The 21,689-nt window shown below is 72.8% G+C and carries 17 protein-coding genes, 1 tRNA gene and 1 pseudogene; 7 read left to right on the forward strand and 12 right to left on the reverse strand.

All coding sequences use genetic code 11. From position 1 onward, the window contains the following. Positions 1-5: 5 nt before the first annotated feature. From NV263_RS05240 to NV263_RS05250, 3 genes are all read right to left on the reverse strand, one after another. On the reverse strand, positions 6-1,142 hold the full coding sequence (locus tag NV263_RS05240; protein WP_263251423.1) for an MFS transporter: 1,137 nt from the start codon (positions 1,140-1,142) through the stop codon (positions 6-8). 531 nt (positions 1,143-1,673) lie between these two features. Further along, positions 1,674-1,747, reverse strand: a tRNA-Arg gene (locus NV263_RS05245). 121 nt (positions 1,748-1,868) lie between these two features. Then, positions 1,869-2,441, reverse strand: coding sequence for a DUF3558 domain-containing protein (locus tag NV263_RS05250; RefSeq protein WP_263251424.1), 573 nt, complete (start codon positions 2,439-2,441; stop codon positions 1,869-1,871). Between the two features lie 94 nt (positions 2,442-2,535). Here NV263_RS05250 and NV263_RS05255 point away from each other — a divergent pair, with 94 nt between their 5' ends. From NV263_RS05255 to NV263_RS05280, 6 genes are all read left to right on the forward strand, one after another. After that, positions 2,536-4,557, forward strand: coding sequence for a bifunctional copper resistance protein CopD/cytochrome c oxidase assembly protein (locus NV263_RS05255; RefSeq protein ID WP_263251425.1), 2,022 nt, complete (start codon positions 2,536-2,538; stop codon positions 4,555-4,557). Between the two features lie 64 nt (positions 4,558-4,621). Continuing rightward, positions 4,622-6,298 (forward strand): energy-dependent translational throttle protein EttA, encoded by a 1,677-nt coding sequence (gene ettA / locus NV263_RS05260; RefSeq protein WP_263251426.1) that lies wholly within the window; start codon positions 4,622-4,624, stop codon positions 6,296-6,298. An 11-nt stretch (positions 6,299-6,309) separates the two neighbouring features. Continuing rightward, positions 6,310-8,346 carry a hypothetical protein gene (locus NV263_RS05265; RefSeq protein ID WP_263251427.1) on the forward strand — a complete coding sequence of 679 codons (2,037 nt, stop codon included), beginning with the start codon at positions 6,310-6,312 and terminating at the stop codon, positions 8,344-8,346. A gap of 144 nt (positions 8,347-8,490) precedes the next feature. Continuing rightward, the gene (locus NV263_RS05270; RefSeq protein ID WP_263251428.1) at positions 8,491-13,458 is read left to right on the forward strand and encodes an NAD-glutamate dehydrogenase; all 4,968 of its coding nucleotides are present in this window, start codon (positions 8,491-8,493) and stop codon (positions 13,456-13,458) included. A gap of 64 nt (positions 13,459-13,522) precedes the next feature. Further along, positions 13,523-13,951 (forward strand): acyl-CoA thioesterase, encoded by a 429-nt coding sequence (locus tag NV263_RS05275; RefSeq protein ID WP_179723982.1) that lies wholly within the window; start codon positions 13,523-13,525, stop codon positions 13,949-13,951. Continuing rightward, positions 13,944-14,585 carry a hypothetical protein gene (locus NV263_RS05280; protein WP_179723981.1) on the forward strand — a complete coding sequence of 214 codons (642 nt, stop codon included), beginning with the start codon at positions 13,944-13,946 and terminating at the stop codon, positions 14,583-14,585. The genes NV263_RS05275 and NV263_RS05280 overlap by 8 nt, the downstream gene beginning before the upstream one ends. Positions 14,586-14,590: 5 nt before the next feature. On the opposite strand, the gene NV263_RS05285 is transcribed toward NV263_RS05280, so the two are convergent. The 3 genes from NV263_RS05285 to NV263_RS05295 all read right to left on the reverse strand — a co-directional run bounded on the left by NV263_RS05285 (position 14,591) and on the right by NV263_RS05295 (position 16,536). Next, complete coding sequence (locus NV263_RS05285) at positions 14,591-15,184, reverse strand: GNAT family N-acetyltransferase (RefSeq protein ID WP_263251429.1); 594 nt, start codon at positions 15,182-15,184, stop codon at positions 14,591-14,593. Beyond that, a complete protein-coding gene (locus tag NV263_RS05290; protein ID WP_263251430.1) occupies positions 15,181-15,957 on the reverse strand; it encodes a TetR/AcrR family transcriptional regulator in 777 nt (258 codons plus the stop codon). The genes NV263_RS05285 and NV263_RS05290 overlap by 4 nt, the downstream gene beginning before the upstream one ends. Before the next feature lie 255 nt (positions 15,958-16,212). Further along, a complete protein-coding gene (locus NV263_RS05295) occupies positions 16,213-16,536 on the reverse strand; it encodes an antibiotic biosynthesis monooxygenase family protein (protein ID WP_179723980.1) in 324 nt (107 codons plus the stop codon). A gap of 55 nt (positions 16,537-16,591) precedes the next feature. On the opposite strand from NV263_RS05295, the gene NV263_RS05300 reads away from it, so the two are divergent. Further along, on the forward strand, positions 16,592-17,020 hold the full coding sequence (locus NV263_RS05300) for a MarR family winged helix-turn-helix transcriptional regulator (protein ID WP_179723979.1): 429 nt from the start codon (positions 16,592-16,594) through the stop codon (positions 17,018-17,020). 326 nt (positions 17,021-17,346) lie between these two features. On the opposite strand, the gene NV263_RS05305 is transcribed toward NV263_RS05300, so the two are convergent. From NV263_RS05305 to NV263_RS05330, 6 genes and pseudogenes are all read right to left on the reverse strand, one after another. Next, the gene (locus tag NV263_RS05305; RefSeq protein ID WP_263251431.1) at positions 17,347-18,396 is read right to left on the reverse strand and encodes a hypothetical protein; all 1,050 of its coding nucleotides are present in this window, start codon (positions 18,394-18,396) and stop codon (positions 17,347-17,349) included. A 4-nt stretch (positions 18,397-18,400) separates the two neighbouring features. Next, on the reverse strand, positions 18,401-18,664 hold the full coding sequence (locus NV263_RS05310; RefSeq protein WP_179723977.1) for a hypothetical protein: 264 nt from the start codon (positions 18,662-18,664) through the stop codon (positions 18,401-18,403). Between the two features lie 96 nt (positions 18,665-18,760). Then, on the reverse strand, positions 18,761-20,077 hold the full coding sequence (locus NV263_RS05315; RefSeq protein ID WP_263251432.1) for a heparan-alpha-glucosaminide N-acetyltransferase domain-containing protein: 1,317 nt from the start codon (positions 20,075-20,077) through the stop codon (positions 18,761-18,763). Between the two features lie 142 nt (positions 20,078-20,219). Next, complete coding sequence (locus NV263_RS30570; protein ID WP_317630431.1) at positions 20,220-21,017, reverse strand: DUF3459 domain-containing protein; 798 nt, start codon at positions 21,015-21,017, stop codon at positions 20,220-20,222. A 72-nt stretch (positions 21,018-21,089) separates the two neighbouring features. Beyond that, positions 21,090-21,269: pseudogene (locus NV263_RS30790) on the reverse strand (alpha-amylase family glycosyl hydrolase); the annotation flags it as partial. Positions 21,270-21,288: 19 nt separating this feature from the next. After that, positions 21,289-21,672: a globin gene (locus tag NV263_RS05330; protein ID WP_317630398.1), complete on the reverse strand. Its 384-nt coding sequence runs from the start codon at positions 21,670-21,672 to the stop codon at positions 21,289-21,291. Positions 21,673-21,689 lie beyond the last annotated feature (17 nt).

Here is a 21,689-nt window from a genome sequence, read left to right on the forward strand (position 1 = left end):
CCGGGTCACCGGCGTCGGCGCGAGGAGTCGACGCACCACAGCAGCAGCCCGGCCACGCCGAAAGCCCCGCCCAGCGCGCACACCCCGGTCCAGCCCCAGCGGGGGAAGACCAGCGTCGACGACAGCCCGCTGCCGACCGCGCCGGCCAACATGTAGGCGGTCATGTACGCGGTGGTGATCCTGCTGTTCGCGCCCGGCCGCAACCGGTAGATCACGCTCTGGTTGGTGATGTGCGCGGCCTGCACGCCGAGGTCCATGGTGGCGACCCCGACGGCCAGCGCGACGACGCTCGTCGCGCCCGGCTGGAGCACCGCGAACGACAGCGCGACGACCGCGAACGCGGCTCCGGTCGTCGCCCGCGCGCGGCCCCCGTCGGCCAACCGGCCCGCGACCCGGGCCACCACCGCTCCGACCACGCCGATCAGCGCGAACCCGCCGATCGCGGCGTTGCTCCACGAGTACGGCGGGCGGGCGAGCAGGAATCCGGCGCTGGACCAGAACGCGCTGAACGCGGCGAACCCGGCCGCGCCCAGCGCCATCCGCATCCGCAGCACCGGCTCCTCGCGCACCAGCGTCAGCACCGAGGCGAGCAGCTCGGGGTACGGCAGCGCGGTGGTCGGCTCGATCCTGGGCAGCGCCACGTGGAGCAGCACACCCGTCAGCGCGGTCGCCGCGGCGCCGAGCGCGAACACCGCGCGCCACCCGGCGACCTCGGCGATCAGCCCGGCCGCGGTGCGGGACACCAGCACGCCGATCAGCAGGCCGCTCATCACCGTGCTGACCACCCTGCCCTGCTCGTGCGGGGCCGCCAGGTGCGCGGCGAACGGGATGAGGACCTGCGCGATCACCGACGACATCCCGACCACGACCGCGGACACCGCGAGCACCGGCAGCGACGGTGCCGCGCTCAACCCGATCAGACCGGCCACGCACGCGGTGACCAGGACCGCGAGCAGCCGACGCCGCTCCACCAGGTCCCCCAGCGGCACCAGCGTAGCCAGGCCGAGCGCGAAGCCGATCTGGAACAGCGCCAGCACCACGCCGATCCGGCCCGCGGGCACGCCCATCCCATGGGCGAGCGCCTCCTCCAACGGCTGGGCGTAGTAGACGTTGGCGATGACCACACCGGTGGCCACCGACATCAACGCGACGGTGCCGCGCCCCGCCACACTCCGCGACGGCGTTCCGGTTCTCCCGGCCGACAACTCGCGAACTCCTCCCCGCGCGGACGACGAATCCCCGGACGGCGGAACAGATCGCGCCGGTCCGGCCGAATGCATCCGCGCGTCCGGAAGGGGAAGCGGTGTTGGCCCCCAGAACCCACCGCGAAACGCCGATCTCCGCGCCGCGGTCGGCCCGAAGCTACGTTCCCGACTCGCCGCCGGGCAACCGGAATTCCCGGCTTCGAGCGGCGCCCGAGCCGTTGTCGGGGCCAGCGGCGGCGCACCGTGATCCGCTCGGAGCAACGCGGCGGAAAACGCGGTGCCGCAATTCCACGCCGCGGGATCGGCGTTGCGGAAAGGATCGCGGCACGCGGTCCGCGCGTTCGAGGCCATCGCGGATCCGCTGAAAGGTCGTCCGCGAGGTGTGGATGAATCGTTTTTCCCCGACGGGCGGCGAAGTGGCGGTCGATCTTTCCGGATCAACCGCCACGCCGTTCACCAGCGGTTTCGCGCCCCCAGCAGGACTCGAACCTGCGACCTAAGGATTAGAAGTCCTTTGCTCTGTCCAGCTGAGCTATGGGGGCTTTCGCTGTTCCGCTCCAGCTGCAGGAAGCAGGGTAGCGGTCCGTGTCGACGGGTGTTGGACCGACGCCGCAGGAAGTTGTCGACCCGGTACCGAACGGCAAGCGGATCGACAGGTAACGCTCAGCCCGGCGGGAGGCGGTGCAGGGCGGCTTCGGTGAGCCGGTACAGCGCGTCGGTGGTGTCCGCGGCGGAACTGCCCTGCGCGGACAGCAGGGTGAGCAGGGTGCGGTCGTCGCGGATCGCCGTGGTGGCCGTGCAGGTCTGGTGGGTGTCGACGAGTTCGCAGTACAGCCAGGTCGAGTGGCCGTCGACGGAGACCGGCAGGCCCCGGGGCTGCCGGGCGGCGGCCGTGCGGTACGGACCGCCGAAGCCCGCGCCCGCCGCGTTGGCGGGAGCCGAGGCGAGCGGGTGCGTGCAGGTGTCCGGGGTCGGGTCGTGCGGCAGCGGACCGCCCGCCGCGCCGCCCAGCGGCGCCAGGTCCTCCGGGGCCAGCAGACCGCACGGGTCGATGCCGTCGACCCGGCGGGGCACCGGGATGTCCGCGGACGGGGTCGGCGTCGACCGCGGCTGCGGCTCGTCCTGGAACCCCGCCGCCGGGACCGGTCGGCCGGCGACCGGCGCCGCGCACCCGGTCAGCGCCGCCAGCAGGAACGCGGACAGCACGACGAACGGTCGACGACGGAGGGTGTTCACAGCGATCACCGTAGCCGGGACGAGTGCGGCGAACCACGCGCGCCGATCACCCTCCTCCCGGTGGTGGCGGCGCACCGCCGGTTACGCTCGGTGCGTGCCCTCCGAGACCGTCCGCGAACCGGCGCGGGACCGGCGTACCACCTCCACCACCGTGGGCGTCCTGGTCGTCACCGCGGGTGTGCTGGCCGCGTTGATCGCCGCCGCGTTGACCGCGCTGTCCGCCAGCGGTTCCTACGCCGTCTACGGTCTGCCCGACCCGGGGCCCGTGACGCACTACGGCCTGCCGGTGGTGCGGGTGATCGCCGAATCGGGCGCCGTGGTGTGCATCGGGTCGCTGCTGCTGGCGGCCTTCGGCATCCCGGCGAAGCGGTCCGGGGCGCTGGCCGCCGACGGCTACGCCGCGGTGCGCGCGGCGGGCTGGGCCGCCGCGGTGTGGTGCGTGGGCGCCGCGCTCGTCGTGCCGTTCACCGCCGCCGACGCGACCGGCAAGCCGGTGCACGACGTGCTCAGCACGGACGTGCTGTTCGGGCTGATCGACGCGCTGGAGGAACCCAAGGCGTGGGCGTTGACCGCGCTGGTCGCCTTCGTGCTCGCGCTCGCGTGCCGCGTGGTGCTGTCGTGGGGCTGGGCCGTGGTGCTGTTCGGCCTGGGGCTGGCCGGGCTGTTCCCGGTGATCGCGACCGGCCACTCGGCGGCCGGCGGCGCGCACGACATCGCCACCAACAGCCTGCTGTACCACCTGTTCGGCGCGGCGCTGTGGGTCGGCGGCCTGATCGCGCTGCTCGCCCACGCGGCCCGCGGTGGCTCGTGGTTGGCGCTGGTCACCCGCAGGTTCTCCGCCGTCGCGCTGGTGTGCTGGATCGCGATGGCGCTGTCCGGGGTCACCAACGCGCTCGTGCGGATGGCGCCGGGGCAGCTGTTCGGCACGACCTACGGCGCGCTGGTCGCGCTCAAGATCGCCGGACTGGTGGTGCTCGGCGTGTTCGGCTTCCTCCAGCGGCGCCGCGCCGTGGACCGCCTTGAGGGCGGTGCCGGCCGGGCGGAACTGCTGCGTCTCGGCGCGGTCGAGGCGCTGGTCATGTTCGCCACGATCGGCGTCGCCGTGGCGCTCGGGCGGACCCCGCCGCCAGCCGAGCTCGGCCCCGTGCCGGGACGCACCGAGCTGCTGATCGGCTACCCGCTGGACGGGCCGCCGACCGCGGCGCGACTGCTGTTCGACGTCCGGTTCGACCTGGTCTACGGCACCCTCGCGATCGTGCTGGCCGCGCTGTACGCGTGGGGCGTTCGGCGGCTGCGGGTGCGCGGCGACCGCTGGCCGGTCGGGCGGACGGTGAGCTGGCTGCTCGGCTGCCTGACGATCCTGGTCGCGACCTCCTCGGGCGTGGGCCGGTACGCCCCGGCGGTGTTCAGCGTGCACATGGGCCAGCACATGCTGCTGTCCATGCTGGCGCCGGTGTTCCTGGTGCTCGGCGGGCCGACCTCGCTGGCGCTGCGGGTGTTCAAGCCCGCCTCGAAGGGGCAGCCGGCGGGGCCGCGGGAATGGTTGCTGGCGCTGGTGAACTCGCCGGTCTCGCGCGTGCTGACGCATCCCGTGGTCGCGCTGGCGCTGTTCGTCGGCTCCTTCTACCTGCTGTACTTCTCCGGGCTGTTCGACGTCGCGCTGACCCAGCACTGGGCGCACCTGGCGATGAACGCGCACTTCCTGCTGGTCGGCTACGTCTTCTACTGGCCGGTGATCGGCATCGACCCGGCGCCGCGGCGGCTGCCGCCGATCGGCAAGGTCGGCATGGTGTTCGCGTCCATGCCGTTCCACGCGTTCTTCGGCATCGCGCTGATGATGTCGGCGACCGTCATCGGCTCGGACTTCTACCGCAGCCTGGACCTGCCGTGGCTGACCGATCTGCTCGGCGACCAGCGGCTCGGCGGCGGTCTGGCGTGGGCGTCCGGGGAGATCCCGCTCGTCGTGGTCATGCTGGCGCTGCTGGTCCAGTGGTCCCGCGCGGACTCCCGGCAGGCGCGGCGCATCGACCGCAAGGCCGACGCCGACGGTGGCGCCGAGCTGGCCGCGTACAACGAGATGCTGCGGCAACTGGCCGAGGACGACCGCGGTCGGTGAGGCCCGGCGCGGATTCGGCCGACCGCTGCACGGGTCGACACCGGGCGCAACTACGATTCAGGGCATGGCCGAGTTCATCTACACCATGAAGAACGTGCGCAAGACGCACGGGGACAAGGTCATCCTGGACAACGCGACCATCCAGTTCTATCCGGGCGCCAAGATCGGTGTCGTCGGGCCGAACGGCGCCGGCAAGTCGACCGTGCTGCGCATCATGGCGGGACTCGACCAGCCGAACAACGGTGAGGCGTTCCTGACGCCCGGTTACACCGTGGGCATCATGCAGCAGGAGCCCCCGCTCAACGAGGAGAAGACGGTCCTCGGCAACGTCGAGGAAGGCGTCGGCGAGATCAAGCAGAAGCTCAACCGCTTCAACGAGATCGCCGAGCAGCTGGCCACCGACTACTCCGACGAGCTGATGGAGGAGATGGGGCGGCTCCAGGAGGACCTGGACCACGCCGACGCCTGGGAGCTGGACTCCCAGCTGGAGCAGGCGATGGACGCGCTGCGCTGCCCGCCGCCGGACGCCGAGGTCAAGCACCTCTCCGGTGGTGAGCGCCGCCGCGTGGCGCTGTGCAAGCTGCTGCTGAGCAAGCCCGACCTGCTGCTGCTCGACGAGCCCACCAACCACCTCGACGCCGAGAGCGTGCTGTGGCTGGAGCAGTACCTGGCGAACTACCCGGGCGCGGTGCTGGCCGTCACCCACGACCGGTACTTCCTGGACAACGTCGCGGGCTGGATCCTGGAGCTGGACCGCGGCCGGACCTACCCGTACGAGGGCAACTACTCGACCTACCTGCAGAAGAAGGCCGAGCGCCTGGAGGTGCAGGGCAAGCGGGACGCCAAACTGCAGAAGCGCCTCAAGGACGAGCTGGAGTGGGTCCGCTCCAACGCCAAGGCGCGGCAGACCAAGTCCCGGTCGCGTCTGCAGCGCTACGAGGAGATGGCCGCCGAGGCCGAGCGCACCCGCAAGCTCGACTTCGAGGAGATCCAGATCCCGCCGGGGCCGCGGCTGGGCAACGTGGTCGTCGAGGTCGAGCACCTCAAGAAGGGCTTCGGCGACAACCTGCTCATCGACGACCTGTCGTTCACCCTGCCCCGCAACGGCATCGTCGGCGTGATCGGTCCGAACGGCGTCGGCAAGACCACGCTGTTCAAGACCATCGTCGGCCTGGAGGAGCCGGACGCCGGCACCGTGAAGGTCGGCGACACCGTCCAGCTGTCCTATGTGGACCAGAACCGGGCGAACATCGACCCGGACAAGACGGTCTGGCAGGTCGTCTCCGACGGTCTGGACCACATCCAGGTCGGCCAGGTGGAGATGCCCTCCCGCGCCTACGTCAGCGCCTTCGGGTTCAAGGGTCCGGACCAGCAGAAGCCGGCCGGGGTGCTCTCCGGCGGTGAGCGCAACCGGCTTAACCTGGCGCTGACCCTCAAGGAGGGCGGCAACCTCATCCTGCTGGACGAGCCGACCAACGACCTCGACGTCGAGACGCTGAGCTCGCTGGAGAACGCGCTGGAGCAGTTCCCCGGCTGCGCCGTGGTGATCTCCCACGACCGCTGGTTCCTCGACCGCGTCGCCACCCATATCCTCGCCTGGGAGGGTGACGAGGAGAATCCGGCCAAGTGGTTCTGGTTCGAGGGCAACTTCGAGGGCTACGAGCAGAACAAGATCGAGAGGCTGGGGCCGGAGGCGGCCCGTCCGCACCGCGTCACGCACCGGAAACTCACCCGGGGCTGAACGGAGGCGCCTTGGCGAGCGTGCAGGGTTCTCACCGCACCGGCTCGGCGCACGGACTTCTCGAACCCGCCAGGCAGATGCGCTGGCGGGTTCCCGAAGTCGCGCTGGTGCTCAGCGATCGCGCCGTCGCGCTCGCCAGGGGCAGCGGTGACCGGTCCACCCGGTTGCGGGCCGAGGCGCTCGCGCTGTTCGCGGCGAACCGGCTCGGCCGGGGCGTGGCGGCCACCGGCCGCGCACTCGCCGCGCTGCGCGACGCCGAGTCCGCCGGGGAGGCCGACGTGCTGGCCGAGCTGCGGGTCGAACTCGCGTGGTGCGCGCGCGGCTCGGGCAGCAACGACGTCGCGCTGCGGGTGCTCGACCCGGTGCTGCGGCTCCAGCGGGTCGACCCCGAGCTGCGCGCGCACGCGCTGCTCGCGCTCGCCGCGTCGCTGCCCGCCTGCACCCGCGGGCAGGAGCGCACCGATGCGATCGACGAGGCCGAGCGCCTGTACGCGGGCAGCGACCTCGGACGTGACCTCGCGCGGCTGCTGCGCGCCCGGGTCTGCGCCGCGCGGGCCGGGCACCACCGGCGGCGGGGCGATTTCGCCGCCGCCGTCGACGCGGCCGGCGCGGGGATCGCGTTGCTCGGTGAGCTGGGCGATCCGGCCGCCGACAGCGGCGAGGTCCGGGCGTCGCTGGCGTTGGAGCGCGGCCTCGCGCTGTTGGAGCTGGGACGCCGCGACGAGGCCGTGCAGGAGTCCGCGGCGCTGCTCGCCCAGCCGGTCCGCGCCGCCGCGGCCGGGCCGGTCGGCTGGCTGAGCCTGGCCATGGCGACCCGCGTGCACGCCCCGGAAGGGGCGTACGCGACGGCGTTGCGGCTGCTCAACGACACCGTCGCGGTCTCCGAGCGGCACCGGCTCGACTGCCTGCTGGCCGAGACGGCGAACTCGCTGTCCCAGTTCCTGGAACGCAGCGAGGAGTTCTCCGCGGCGTTGCGCGCGTTGCGCACCGCCTACGCGGCGGACCGCCGGTGGCGGACCGAGGTGCAGGCGGCGCGGCTGCGACTGCTCGAAGCGTTCCCCGGGGTGGAGACCCGCGTCACCGCCACCCCGCCGCCGCTCGTCGAGCAACCCGCGGAACCGGCGCGGAGCGCGTCCCCGCCCGCGGCGGAGCCGGAACCGGAGCTGCCCGCCGAGCCGGCGCCGAGCGTGGAGCACCCGGTCGTCGCCGAACCGGCGGTCGCCGAGGCCGAGGAACTCCTGGCCGGGACCGGCGACGTGCGCGACGCCGCGCGGCGGCTGATGGAGACCCTCACCGGGCGGGCCGCCCAGGCGCGCCAGCAGGCGATGCCCGAACCGCGCGAACCGGAACCCCCGTCGACGGCGCCCGAGCCGCAGGCGGCGCCGCGGCAACCATCCGGTCCGGACGCCGACGTGACCGCGGTCCTGCCGGTCCTGTCGCTGTCGGAACCGCCCGAGGACCCGCCGGTGGACGTCTGGCCGAGCGATGACCAGGCGGCGGAGCCGGCCGAACCGGAGGAGGAGCCGACCGGCCGCCGGTCGCGCGGCCGGTCGCTGGACGAGATCCGCGCCAGCTTGCGGCTCGGCGAGCAGTCCCCGTCCGGCAGGCGCCGCGCGCGCCGCGCCGAGGAGGCCGACGGGACCGCGCCCACCCCGGCGGCCGAGGTGCTGGCCCGCCACCTCAACGGCTGGGCGCCGCGGCAGGAGGCCGTCGAGGAACCGCCCCAGGGGGCCGTCGAGGAACCGCCGCCGGAGTCCCCGGCGCCACCCGAGCCCCGGGAGTCCCAGCAGGACGACCAACCGGCCGTCGCGGCGGACAAGATCGGCCTCGCCGATCTGCTCACCGAGGCGCTGATGGCCTACGAGACCGGTCGGCGCGGCCAGAACGCGGAGGCGCCAGCCGGGCGGCACAGCGAGGCGCGGGCGTCCGGCCCGACCGGGTTTTCCCGTTCTTCCCGCACCACCTCACCGTCCACATCGGACATCTCCGGTGCGGCGCGGCACCGCCGCCCGGCCATGGGCTCGGGACCGGCGAATCCGCAGCTGTGACGGCTGTGGCGATTGTGTTACTTGTTTGTTCCCAAGCTCACGACTGGACGGTCACCTCCCTGTGGCAGTGAGGTGTGCTGGCAGGCTTAAGGTGGAACTCGTGTTGGCACAACGAGGTGCCGTCAAGCGTGGAGCTGCCTGAAGATGACCTCGAACCCCGGACAGTTGAACACCGGAAGTCAGCCGCGGACCGAAACCGAGGACGAAGCGGATGAGCCCGCGTCGAACCCCGAAGTGACCAAGAGCCGCCTGCTCGACCGGGCGGCGGAGTCCGCGCCCGAGCTGGCCCAACTGCTTCGCACCTACTACCGCCACGTGCCCGCCGACGAGCTCGTCGACGACGAGCCGGGCGACCTGGTGGGCGCGCTCCGCTCGCACCACGACCTCGCGTCGCACCGGGTCGCCGGACGCCCCGTGGTGCACATCTTCAACCCGAACCGCGCCGCCGACGGCTGGGAGAGCGCGGCCACCGTGGTGCAGATCGTCACCGACGACATGCCGTACCTGGTCGACTCGGTGGTCGCCGAGCTGGGCCGCGACGACGCCCAGGTGCAGCGCATCATCCACCCGATCCTCGTGGTCCGCCGCGACGTCGCCGGTGAGCTGCTGGAGGTGCTGCCCGCCGCCGACCCGGCCGCGCCGCCCGCGGACGCGATGGCCGAGAGCTGGATGTTCATCGAGGTCGACCAGGTGGTCGACGAGGACCGGCTGGGCGCCCTGCGGCAGGGGCTGAACAACGTGCTCAACGACGTCCGGGAGGTCGTCGAGGACAGCGAGCGGATGCACGCCACCGCCCGGGCGCTGGCCGACGAGCTGGAGAAGACCCCGCCGCCGCTGCCCAGCGAGGACGTCCACGACGGGGCGGAGCTGCTGCGGTGGCTGGCCAACGGCCACTTCACCTTCCTCGGCTACCGGCACTACGAGCTCGTCGACGGCGACGAGCCAGGATTGCAGGCCGTGCTCGCCTCCGGCCTGGGCGTGCTGCGCAGCGACAGCGTCGCCGCCCGGTCGCTGAGCGCCGGGCCGGACGCCCGCGCCACCGCGCTGTCCCCTGACCTGCTGGTGCTCACCCAGTCCAGCGCACCGTCCACGGTGCACCGCCCGGTGCACCCCTACTACGTCGGGGTCAAGACCTTCGACGAGGCGGGCCGGGTCACCGGCGAGCACCGCTTCCTCGGGCTGCTCACCACCACCGCGCTGCACGAGGACGTGCTGGACATCCCGTTCATCGAGCGCCGGGTCCGGGACGTCATCCACCGCGCCGGGTTCCCGCTGGAGTCCTACTCCGGGCAGCGGATGCTGGAGGAGATCCAGAACTACCCGCGCACCGAGCTGTTCTCCACCGACCCGGAGACGCTGCAGGACACCATCACCGGCGTGCTCGCCCTGGCCGAGCGCCGCAAGCTCCGGCTGTTCCTGCGCCGCGACCCGTACGGCCGGTACTTCTCCTGCCTGGTGTACCTGCCGCGCGACCGCTACACCACGAGTTCCCGGCTGGCCATGCAGGAGGTGCTGATCGACGAGCTCGGCGGCACCGGCCTGGAGTACAGCACGCGGGTGGGCGAGTCGACGCTGGCGCGGGTGCACTTCGTGGTGCACACCGAACCGGACGAGGTGGTGGAACCGGACGTCGCCCGCATCCAGCGGCGGCTCGCCGGGGCCATCCACACCTGGGACGACCGGTTGACCGAGGTGGTCGACGCCGAGCTGTGCGACTCGCGCCGGAACGGGTACCGGGTGCGCAGCGGCTCGGAGGAGATCAGCCAGATCGCGCAGCGCTACGCGGGCTACTTCCCGGAGGCGTACAAGGAGGACTTCTCCGCCGACGAGGGCCTGCTCGACCTGCGCCGCCTGGAGTCCCTGTCCGGGGCCCGCGACCTGCGGATGCTGTTCTACACGCCGCGCGACGCCGCGCCCGGTGAGCGGCGCTTCAAGATCTACGTCAGCGGCGGGCGGGTCATCCTCTCGCGGGTCCTGCCGGTGCTGCAGAGCATGGGCGTCGAGGTCGTCGACGAGCGGCCGTACGAGATCCTCACCGACGACGACACCCGCTACTGGATCTACGACTTCGGCCTGCGGCTGGAACCCGGGCTGCTCGACACCGGCGGCCCGGAGCGCCTGGACACGCTGCGGGAGCGGTTCGAGGACGCCTTCCGCGCCGCGTGGCAGGGCGACGCCGAGGTCGACCGGTTCAACGCGCTCGTGCTGCGCGCCGGGCTCACCTGGCGGCAGGCCGCCGTGCTGCGCGCCTACGCCAAGTACCTGCGCCAGGTCGGCATCGCCTACAGCCAGGACTACATCGAGGACGCCATCCTCGCGCACACCACCACCACGGTGGCGCTGGCCAGGCTGTTCGAGACCCGGTTCGACCCGGCGCTGCCCGCAGAGGAGCGCGCGGGCCGGGAGGCGGACCTGGTCGCCGAGATCGGCAAGCTGATCGACGACGTCACCAGCCTGGACGCCGACCGCATCCTGCGCAGCTACCTCAGCTTGATCCAGGCCACGCTGCGCACGAACTTCTACGTCTCCGGCGAGCAGGGCCCGCGCCCGTACCTGGCGCTGAAGCTGGAGCCCAAGGAGATCCCGGGGCTTCCCGAACCGCGGCCGCAGTTCGAGATCTTCGTGTACTCCCCGCGCATGGAGGGCGTGCACCTGCGGTTCGGCTCGGTCGCGCGCGGTGGTCTGCGCTGGTCGGACCGCCGGGAGGACTTCCGCACCGAGATCCTGGGCCTGGTCAAGGCGCAGGCGGTGAAGAACGCGGTGATCGTGCCGCTGGGCGCCAAGGGCGGTTTCGTGGTCAAGCGGCCGCCGACGCCGACCGGTGACCCGGCCGCGGACCGCGAGGCGAGCCTGAACGAGGGCATCGCCTGCTACCGGATGTTCATCTCCGGCCTGCTGGACCTCACCGACAACCTGGTCGGCGGGCAGGTCGCGCCGCCGCCGGACGTGGTGCGCCACGACGGCGACGACACCTACCTGGTGGTGGCCGCGGACAAGGGCACCGCGTCGTTCTCCGACATCGCCAACGACGTCGCCAAGTCCTACGGATTCTGGCTCGGCGACGCGTTCGCCTCCGGCGGCTCGGTCGGCTACGACCACAAGGCGATGGGCATCACCGCCAAGGGCGCCTGGGAGAGCGTGCGGCGGCACTTCCGCGAACTGGACGTCGACACCCAGAGCCAGGACTTCACGGTCATCGGCATCGGGGACATGGGCGGTGACGTGTTCGGCAACGGCATGCTGCTGTCCGAGCACATCAAGCTCGTCGCCGCGTTCAACCACATGCACGTGTTCATCGACCCCGACCCGGACCCGGCGGTGTCGTACGCGGAGCGCAAGCGGCTGTTCGAGCGGCCCCGCTCGACGTGGGACGACTACGACCGCACCAAGATCAGCGCCGGTGGCGGCGTGTGGTCCCGGTCGCTGAAGTCGATCCCGCTGAACCCGGAGATCCGGCGCGCGCTGGGCATCGACGAGTCGGTGGCGCAACTGTCCCCGGCCGAGCTGATCAAGGCCATCCTGCAGGCGCCGTTGGACCTGCTCTGGAACGGCGGCATCGGCACCTACGTCAAGGCCTCCACCGAGACGCACGCCGACGTCGGCGACAAGGCCAACGACGCGGTGCGCGTCAACGGCGCGGACCTGCGCGCCAAGGTCGTCGGCGAGGGCGGCAACCTCGGTCTGACCCAGCTGGGCCGCATCGAGTTCGCCCGCGCGGGCGGCAAGGTCAACACCGACGCGCTGGACAACTCCGCGGGCGTGGACTGCTCCGACCACGAGGTCAACATCAAGATCCTGCTGGACAGCCTGGTCGCCGACGGCAAGCTGACCGGCGAGCAGCGCAACCAGCTGCTGGCGGAGATGACCGACGAGGTCGGCGAGCTGGTGCTGGCCGACAACCACCGGCAGAACGCGGTGCTGGGCATCTCGCGGGCGCACGCCGCGGCGATGGTGTCGGTGCACGCCCGCCAGGTGAGCGCGCTGGAGAAGAACACCGGGCTGGACCGCGAGCTGGAGGCGCTGCCCACCGCCAAGGAGTTCCGCGAGCGGGAGAAGAACGGCGAGGGCCTCAGCTCGCCCGAGCTGGCCACGCTCATGGCGCACGTCAAGCTGTCGCTGAAGCGGGACGTGCTGGCCAGCGGGCTGCCGGACACCGAGGCGTTCAGCAGCCGGCTGCCGGAGTACTTCCCGAAGCCGCTGCGGGAGCGCTACGGCGACGCGATCGCCGCGCACCCGCTGCGCCGCGAGATCATCACGACGCTGCTGGTCAACGAGATGGTGGACGGCGGCGGCATCTCCTTCGCCTACCGGCTGGCCGAGGAGATCAGCGCCTCGAGCACCGACGCGGTGCGCGCCTTCGCGGTGGTCACCACCGTCTACGACCTGCACTCGCTGTGGCAGCAGATCGACGACCTGGGCGGTTCGGTGCCGAGCTCGGTGGCCGACGAGCTGGTGCTGGAGAGCCGCCGGCTGCTGGACCGGGCGGCGCGGTGGATGCTGAACAACCGGCCGCAGCCGCTGGCCATCGGGGCCGAGATCGCGCGTTTCCGGCCGGTGGTCGAGGAGCTGTCCGGTTCGGTGCGCGGGCTGCTGCGCGGCCGGGCGGCCGAGGGCGCCACCCGGATGATCGAGCGGTGGACGGCGGCCGGGGTCCCGCTGGAGCTGGCCGAGCGGGTCGGCACCCTGCTGGACTCCTTCGCGCTGCTGGACATCCGCGAGATCGCCGAACTGGCCGAGCGCGACGCCGGGGTGAACGCCGAGCGGAGCCCGCGGGAGAGCGCGGACCTGTACTACACGCTCGCCGAGCACCTCGACGTGGAGCGGATGCTGCTGGCGGTCAACGAGCTGGAGCGCGGGAACCGGTGGCACGCGCTGGCCCGGTTGGCGCTGCGAGATGATTTCTACGCATCGCTGCGCGCGATCACCATCGACGTCCTGCGGACCAGCGACCCGGGTGAGGACTCGGAGCAGAAGATCGCCCACTGGGCGTCGGCGAACGAGTCGCGCTTGGCGCGGGCCGCGTCGGCGCTGGAGCAGATCAAGAGCTCCGGGCGGCTCGACCTGGCCACGCTCTCGGTGGCCGCGCGTCAGCTGCGCAGCATGGTCCGGTGAAGTGTGCCGGGTGGCCCGCGGGCGACCGCGGGCCACCCGGGCAGCAGGAAGGGAGCTGGCGCCCGTGGGCGCGTTCGTAGCAGAGGTGGCCCTGCGCTGGTCCGACATGGACGCGTTCGGGCACGTCAACCACGCCCGGACGATCACGCTGCTGGAGGAGGCGCGCGCCGAGCTGCTGTTCACCGAGGCCGAGCGGCGGGGCCTGCTCGGCATGGCCGAGGGCATGGTGGTGGCGCGGGTCGTGGTCGACTACCACAGCCCGCTGGTCTACAAGGCGAAGTCGCTGCAGGTGCAGATGTCGGTGCGCGACCTGAAGGCGGCGTCGTTCGTCGTCGACTACACCGCGTTCGCGCAGGAAGCGGTGGCCACCGCGGAGACCCTGATGGTGCCGTACGACCTGCGTGCCGGGCGGCCGCGGCGCCTGACCGCCGAGGAGCGGGACTTCCTCGCGGAGTGGCAGCTGGACCCGGCGGCGGAGTCCTCCCGTGCCTGAGCTGCGGATGCCCGACGCGGTCGAACGCGAGGACCTGGGGGCGTTCGTGGCCCGTGCGGTGCGCCTGGACGGGCAGGCGCTGGTGCGGTTGCGCAACCGCGAGGGCACGGGCCGGCTGGACGTGTGGGCGGCCACGCCGTTCGACGCGCTGTGCACCCGGTCCGTGGAGGGCGAGGTCGACCCGGCGGACCTGACGGTGTCCGGAAACGAGCTGCTGGCGACGTTGACCGTCGCGGGTGGCCCGGCGATGGACCCGGGGCCGCCGCGCGACCTGATGTGGCGCTCGGAGCTGCCGCCGTCCTCGGGGTGGCGGCGTGTGGACGACCTCCCGGCGAAGGTCGTGGGGGAGGTCGCCGAGCGCGGCATCGACGTGGCCAAGGAGAACGTCGGCCCGAAGGGCACGCCGCCGGCGTCGCTGCTGGACCAGGAGGTCTTCACGGTCTCCGGGGCGGGCTTCGAGGTGAAGGTGCCGCTGCGCTGCCTGTTCGTGCTGTCCGGCATGGGTTTCCTGGTCACCGACCCGCCGGAGTCCGAAGTGGTCCGGGTGAGCGCCACGGATTCCTGGCTGCGCCTGGACTCTCGCTACGGCGCGGTGGTCCGCCGCCGACACGCGTTGCTGCCGCTGTTGGTCTGACCGGTTCAGCTCTGCACGAGGCGGAGCGAGACGTAGTGGTGGATGCCGGTCCACCGGGTGTGGCGGACCTTCGTGCGCGCGTACTCGCGGAAGCCGAGCTTCTCGTACAGCCGCAGAGCGGGTTCGTTGGTGTCGGCGACCTCGACCAGCAGGTACTCGCGGTACTGCGGCAGGGCGAGGAGGTGCTGCAGGAGCGCCTTCGCGACGCCCTGGCCGCGGAACCGCGTCGCGGAAGCGACGAACTCGAGGGACGCGGTGCCCTCCACCGGGTGGGGCAGGGCCTCGGTGAACGTGCGTCGGAAGACCGCGCCCGCCACGGTCCCCTTGACCGGGCCCAGGTGCCTGCGCAGTTCCGCCGGGTCGCAGCGCAGCGACCGCTGTCGCCCGTCGGTGCAGGCGGCGATGGCCCCGGGTTCCCCGTCGACCAGCGCCACGTGGAACACGTCGAGGACCAGCGCGTGCGCGAGGGCGTCGGTGAGGGTGCGCGGGTCCTTGCTGAAGAAGGAGAAGTCGGGGCCGAAGCCGTCGACGAAGACCTCGGTGATCGGCCGCCGGTAGCTCTCGCCCAGGTCCGCGGCTCGTGCGACCTCGATCGTCACGGGGTTCCTCCGGCTCGTCGGGTGATGAGCGCGTGCACGCCGTCCAGCAGGAGGTCCAGCCCGAAGGCGAAGTCGGCGTCCTCGGCCCACTGCTCGGCGCGGCCGAACGCGCCCGCGTGCACGGCGGCGTGCAGCGCCGGGTGGCCGTGCTCGTCGAGGACGCGGGCGAGGACGTCGGCGTAGCCGCGGGGCCCGGCACCGCCGACGGCGCCGTCCAGGCCGAGGGCGAGGGTGGCGCTGCTCCGGGCGTAGCCGGACAGGGCAGTGGCGATGTTGACGCCCTCCCCGGCGTCGAGACCGGTGCCGTCCAGCGCGGCGAGCGCCCGGTCGAGCCAGCGCAGCGCGCGCGGTCCGGCCGGCGGGACGGTCGGCGCGGCGCTGAGCAGCCAGGGGTGGGTGAGGAGGGCGTCGCGCTGGGCGCGGGTCCAGGTGGTGAGGTACTCGCGCCACGGCGCGCCACCGGGCTCGGGCGGTTCCGGCACGGCGGCGTCGGCCATCGCGGTCAGCAGGTCGTCCTTGCTGCCGACGTAGCCGTACAGCGTCATCGGCGACACGCCGATCCGGGCGGCGACACTGCTCATCCGCACGCCGCCCAGGCCCTCGGCGTCGGCGATCTCGATGGCGGCCGCGGTGATCTGCGCGAGGCTCAGGCCGCGTCGTGGTCCGCGGCGGGGTGCGGGTTCCCGACCCCACATCCGGGCGAGGACCGCGGGCAGCTCCGGTTCCCCGTCGATGACGCACCTCCAGGAGAAGAAACACCGTACAGCGTACACTGTACGACGTACGGTGTTCTGGGGGAAGTGCGTCGGTCCCGCTCATCGGCGGCGAGGGCGTCCCCGTGGTCGACCGCGTTCGGTCGGGCGACGGTGGGTGGGGCGGCGCCCGCACCAGCGCACGGGGTCGGCCTCGAGTCCACGTCGGACGCCATCGGAGCGGGAAGGTTGTGATGAGCGGCGGCCCGGAACCCGGTCGGTGTCACGGGTTCCGGGCGCCGTTGTGGTGTCCGTGCCCGACAACCGGTGTGGAGCTCACCGCTGGTGCGTGGACTCCACTGTGTACAGGTGCGGTTCGTAGCGCTCCGCGACCTCGGCCGCCTGCCGCACGTGCTTCTGCGCCTCGGGGTTCTCGAGCATCGCGTGGAAGTCGTCCGCGGAGCGCCACTGGGCGTAGTTGACCACCTTGCCGCCGTCGGTGCTGGCGTGGATGTTGGCCGAGATGAAGCCCGGCAGGTGCTGCATGACCTCCTCGGTGGCGCGCGTCAGCAGGTCGGTGAGTTCGCGCTGCCGGTCGGGCTGGACGGTGAAGACGTTGATCAGCGTGGCGATCGGGGCGTCGGTCGAGATGGTGGTCATCGCGAGCTCCTTTGTCAGGTTCCTTACATGAGCCAGTATGTGTAAGGTTCCTGTCATGAGTCAAGAGGACGTCCGGCATCGGGTCGGTTACCTGGTCAAGCAGGTGCAGCAGTCGTTCCACCGGGCGTGCGAGGAACGCCTCCGCCCGCTCGGCCTGTCCATGTCCCAGTACGCGGTGCTGCGTGCGCTCGCCGACGCCCCGGGAGCCCCGGCGGCCGAGCTCGCCCGCCGCACCTTCGTCACCCGCCAGTCCCTGCGGGACGTGCTCCACGGCCTCCAGGCGGCCGGGCTGGTCACCGTCGCGGACCGGCCCGCGACGGGCCGGGCGCGGCCCGTCAGCCTCACCGACCGCGGCCGGGCCGTGCTGGAGGAGGCGAACGGCGTCGTGCTCGACGTCGACGACCGCATGACGTCCGGCATCGACCCCGACGACGTCCGGAAGCTGGCGGCCCTGCTCACCACCTGCGCGGACAACCTGGCCTGAGCCGTCCGGCAGCAGGTGCGACCGCGCCAGCGCGCCGCCGGCGACCAGTTCGTCGAGGTCGATGTTCTGGAACGCCTCGTACGGCTCGTCGGTGGCCCGCATGATCAGCACGTGCTGCACGGTCTGCCTCCACGGGCCGTTCGGGCCCGGTCGGACCCTCACCCACGGAGCCCACGGGGGAGCCGGGACCGGTCGGGCAACCCGGCCCGCGCGAGCGCCGGCACCGGCGCCGCCCAGGGGACGCCGCTGCGCTCCGGGCGCACGGGGCTCCGACGTCCTACCCGCCGCTGGGCGCGGTCCGCGCCGGGCCGACGCCCCCGGGGCGGCTACGACGTCCCGGTCGGCAGGTCCGTCGCGGTGGGGACCGTCCCGGTCGGCAGGTCCGTCGCGGTGGGGACCGTCCCGGTCGTGGTCGGCGGTGCCGTCCCGGTCGGCTCCCCGGTCGTCGTCGGCGCCGTCGTCCGGGTCGGCTCCCCGGTCGTGGTCGGCACGGTCGTCGTGGTCGTGGTCGGGTTCGTGGTCGTCGTCGGTGGGTTGGTCGTCGTGGGCGGGTTCGTCGTGGTGGGCGGGTTCGTCGTGGTGGGCGGGTTCGTCGTGGTGGGCGGGTTCGTCGTGGTCGGTGGCTCGGTGGGCGGCACCGTCGTCGTGGTCGTCGGCGGGTCCGTGGTCGGTGGGTCCGCGCTCGTCGGCGGCGCCGTCGGCTCCGTGGTGCCGGTACCCGGTGGCGCGGTCGGAGGTGGCGGGGACTCCGCGGGCGGCTGCGGCGAGGTGCCACCGCCGGTCTCCCCGGTCGCCGGACCACCCGACCGGGGCACCGCCTCGCTCGAGCCGGGGGTGCCCGCGGCGGGCGGGGGAGGTTCGGGCGCCGGAGAGGCGGGGAGGTGCGCCACCACGGGGGCGCCCGGGGCGGTCCCCACTTGCGGCGTGATCGCCTCGCCCTGCTCGCCCTCGGCCGGGCGCTCCGAGAACGGGGGCAGCCGGCTGAAGATGTCCGGCGGGATCAGCCCGAGGAACGGGTCGGCCAGCGGCGCGGTGAGCACGTAGCACCCCGCCGCCACCGACGCGCCGAGGAACGCCGTGGCCAGCGCGACGCGGAACTGCTTGCGCAGCGGCAGCCGCTGGTCGGACGGCGGCACCGGTGAGCCGAGCGGGTCGTCGGTCAGCCAGCGCCGCACCGCCGGACCGCCGCGCGCGTGGGCCTCCCACACCCGGCCCAGCCAGGTCGTGGCGTGCTGCAGGCGCTCGTGCAGCGTCGCGACCGGCAGCGGGTGCGCGGACAGCGGTGCGCGCACGCGAGCGGTCTCGGTGGACTCGACGTCGCGGACGACGCTGCTCAGGCGCTCCTGGAGGAGCACCGGGTCGGTCGGGGCGGACATGGCCTCACCCCTCGGCGTCGCCGAAGCGGAGACTGGACAGCGCGACACCGTCGTAGCGCCACCACCGCTCGGTCGACAGGTCGAGGATCCAGGCGTCCCGCTCGCGCAGCACCAGGCCCACGCGCAGCGCGCGGTGCCGGAACGTGGGCTCGTCGATGGTGCCCTTCTCCAGCTCGTCGAGCAGAGCCCGGTAGTCCGCCATCGCCTTGCCGAGCGCCGGCGGGATGTCCACCGCGTCGGCGCTCCCGGTCCGATGCCGGAAAGTCATGAAGCCACCCCCAGAGGCACGTGACACCCGTGCACGCGCCCCCAGGATGACCCCACTCGGGCAGGGGCGAAAGTTCGGGACGCGGGGGAGCCCCGGTCAGGAGCGGCGGGAGAGGTGGCCGGAGAGCCAGCGGACCGACTCGCTGACCGCCGCCTCCAGCGGGCCCCGGCGGAACACCCGCCGCCAGACCACCGGGAACACCACGGCGAAGACCAGGAAGAGCTCGGGCATGAAGGTGCAGACGAACGCCACCACGCCCTCGGGCACGTGCCCGTCACGCGGGAACGCCGGCATGCCCGGCAGGTCGGGCAGGTCGGGTCCCATGGTCGACAGCTCAGCCAGCGGCTCCGGGACCCCGCTCAGCGAGTAGCCGCCGACGACGATGACCCAGGCCATCGCGACCGCGTGCAGCGCGTACAGCGTCAGCGCCATGGACCCGGCCGCCGCGAGTGGCTTGAGGAATCGCCCGGCGCAGTCGGCCAGTGCCAGGCACACCGCGAGGATCACCAGCGCGATCCCGCCGGAGCCGAGCAGTTCGAACGTGGTGCCGCTGTGCGCGGTGGCGGCAAGCAGCCAGCCGGGGTGCTCGACCGGCACGGTGCCCTCGATCGTGACGTCGGGCAGGCCGCCGACGGTCGCCACCAGCCAGTCCGACACCTGGTAGGCGGCCACCGACACGACCAGCCCGATCCCGCCGAGCCACCACCGCACCCGCGAGGAGCGCAGGTCCAGCCTGCCCACGGCCATCCCGGCCAGCACCAGCGCGAGGTACGACGCGGCCGGGTAGAAGTCGAGCAGCAGCAGGTCGAACATGCCGTCGTCGGAGATCAGGTGGCCGGGGTCGACCGCGTTGACCGCGTCGACGACCGCGGTCAGCGGCGTGCCCTGGGCGATCCAGGTGCGCAGCACGAACGACAGCTGCGGTCCGATCGCCGCCGCGGCCACCGCCGCGATGGCCAGGCCGCGGGTGCGCAGGCCGACGAACGGCAGCGTGAGCAGGAAGTACATCCCGTAGAACGGGATGATCACGGTCAGCAGGAAGCCGGTGGCGCTGGTGGCCTTGGCCAGTGCGATGCCGATGACCAGCAGCAGCACCGCCCGCACCGCGATGCGGACGCGGGCCTCGCGCAGCCCGGCCCCGGACGGCGGCTCCTGCCGCCCGGACAGCATCGCCAGCGACACGCCGGCCAGCAGCGTGAACAGGGCGGTGGAGCGGCCGCTGGAGAACTGGGCGATCCACACCTCCGGGTCGCCGTCGACGAACGGCACCCCGAAGTGGATGTTGAACATGCCGAACACCGCGACGAACCGCGCGATGTCGACACCGACCAGCCGCCCCCGCCGCCTGCCCGGAGCTTCCGGCCCGCGACCCGGCCCGGTGGTGCCGGGAGCGGCGTCCACGAAGTCGGTCACCGGGTCCGGTGCCCTTCGCGGGCGGGCAGTGCGTTCGGGCAGGTCGTCATGGCGTCCAGTCGGGAATCGGGGGCGATAACGGCGAAATCTACCTTCCACGGCAGCGGCGTCGGCGTGGAAGGTCGGTTTCGCGAGGCGCGGGTCACACCAGCCAGGCGGCAGTGCCCGGCGGCAGCCGCCCGTCGTCCAGCGGACGGCTGGACAGCACGACCTCCCCAGGAGGCAGCGGGACGGCCTCGGCCGAGGTGTTCAGCGCGCAGGTGACGCCGCGGCCGACGCGGCGGAACGCGAAGCAGCCTTCCGGTGCGCCGAACCACTCGACGCCGTCCCCGCTGAACGACGGGTGGGTTCCGCGGGCCTCCAGCGCGTGCCGGTACAGCGACAGCGTCGAGTCCGGGTCCTCCAGCTGCGTCTCCACGGTGAACGAGGCCCAGTCGGCGGGGATCGACGACCAGTCGCCCTCGGCGGCGGAGAAGCCGAACGGCGGCTCGGCGCCCTCCCACGGCATGGGGATCCGCTGCGTGCCGGGCAGTCCCAGCTCCTCGCCGTGCCGCAGGCACGCCGCTCCGGGCAGTGCGAGCTGCACCAGGGCCATCGCGCGGACCGGGGTCAGCGCCGCCTCGTCGCGGCTGCGCTCGGTGTCGGTGCTCGCCATGGCCCACGCCGGGCGGGTGCCCGCGGCGAGCACCTTCGTGATCGCCTCGCGGATCGGCGCGGCGTCGAACCCGGCGACGGCCAGGTCGAGGTTGAACTCCAGGTCCCACTCGCCCGAACCGGTGCCGATCAGCGCCGCGTCGTCGGCGGCGGCGCGGATCGCACCCGCCGGATCTTCCCGCGGGGCCAGGTGGAATCCGTCCACGCCGCGTTCCAGCCACGGCGCGAGCACCGCCGACGGGTCGGTGCGCGCCGGATCCACGTCGGCGGCGAGCATCACGCGCATCCCGACGTCGCGAGCTTCGTCGAGCAGCGCGGACACCGCCTCCGACGCCGGGTCGGTGCCGGCCGCACCGGCGAGCACGACGGCGTCGACGCCCAGCAGTTCCAGGTAGCCCAGGCGACCGCGCAGGCCGTCCAGGTCGCCCACGCCGTCGCCGTCGGCGTCGGCGAACGAGCGCACGTCGACGCGGTAGCAGACCGCGTCCCACCACCACGCCCGGTCGGTGCTGTCCGGCCGGGTACCAGCGCGCCGCATCAGCAGGTCACCCGCTCGTTCAGAACCACGAGTTCACCATGCTCTGCGCGGCCATCTCCAGGTACTGCCAGAGCTGGTCGCGGTGCTCGGCGTCGAGCTGCGCCTTGTCGACGGCGATGCGCATGCACCGCAGCCACGCGTCCCGCTCGGCGGGGCCGATCTTGAACGGGGCGTGCCGCATCCGCAGCCTGGGGTGCCCGCGCCGGTCGGAGTACGTGTGCGGGCCGCCCCAGTACTGCATCAGGAACAGCCGGAGGCGCTCCTCCGCCGGGCCCAGGTCCTCCTCCGGGTACAGGGGGCGGAGCAGCTCGTCCTTGGCCACCTCTTCGTAGAACCGGGCCACGATGCGGTGGAACGTCTCCTCGCCACCGACCTGCTCGTAGAAGGTCTCCACGGAAGTCACGCCTCCATACTCTCAGA

It is taken from the genome of Saccharopolyspora rosea, assembly GCF_025643595.1.
Taxonomy (GTDB): domain Bacteria; phylum Actinomycetota; class Actinomycetes; order Mycobacteriales; family Pseudonocardiaceae; genus Saccharopolyspora; species Saccharopolyspora rosea.

What these genes read in the sequence shown, in the direction of transcription:
- NV263_RS05305 (WP_263251431.1), bottom strand. Translation starts at nt 18,396, where the DNA reads ATGTCCGCCCCGACCGACCCGGTGCTCCTCCAGGAGCGCCTGAGCAGC.
- NV263_RS05240 (WP_263251423.1), bottom strand. Translation starts at nt 1,142, where the DNA reads ATGTCGGTGGCCACCGGTGTGGTCATCGCCAACGTCTACTACGCCCAG.
- NV263_RS05270 (WP_263251428.1), top strand. Translation starts at nt 8,491, where the DNA reads ATGACCTCGAACCCCGGACAGTTGAACACCGGAAGTCAGCCGCGGACC.
- ettA (WP_263251426.1), top strand. Translation starts at nt 4,622, where the DNA reads ATGGCCGAGTTCATCTACACCATGAAGAACGTGCGCAAGACGCACGGG.
- NV263_RS30570 (WP_317630431.1), bottom strand. Translation starts at nt 21,017, where the DNA reads ATGCGCGTGATGCTCGCCGCCGACGTGGATCCGGCGCGCACCGACCCG.
- NV263_RS05295 (WP_179723980.1), bottom strand. Translation starts at nt 16,536, where the DNA reads ATGACCACCATCTCGACCGACGCCCCGATCGCCACGCTGATCAACGTC.
- NV263_RS05300 (WP_179723979.1), top strand. Translation starts at nt 16,592, where the DNA reads ATGAGTCAAGAGGACGTCCGGCATCGGGTCGGTTACCTGGTCAAGCAG.
- NV263_RS05310 (WP_179723977.1), bottom strand. Translation starts at nt 18,664, where the DNA reads ATGACTTTCCGGCATCGGACCGGGAGCGCCGACGCGGTGGACATCCCG.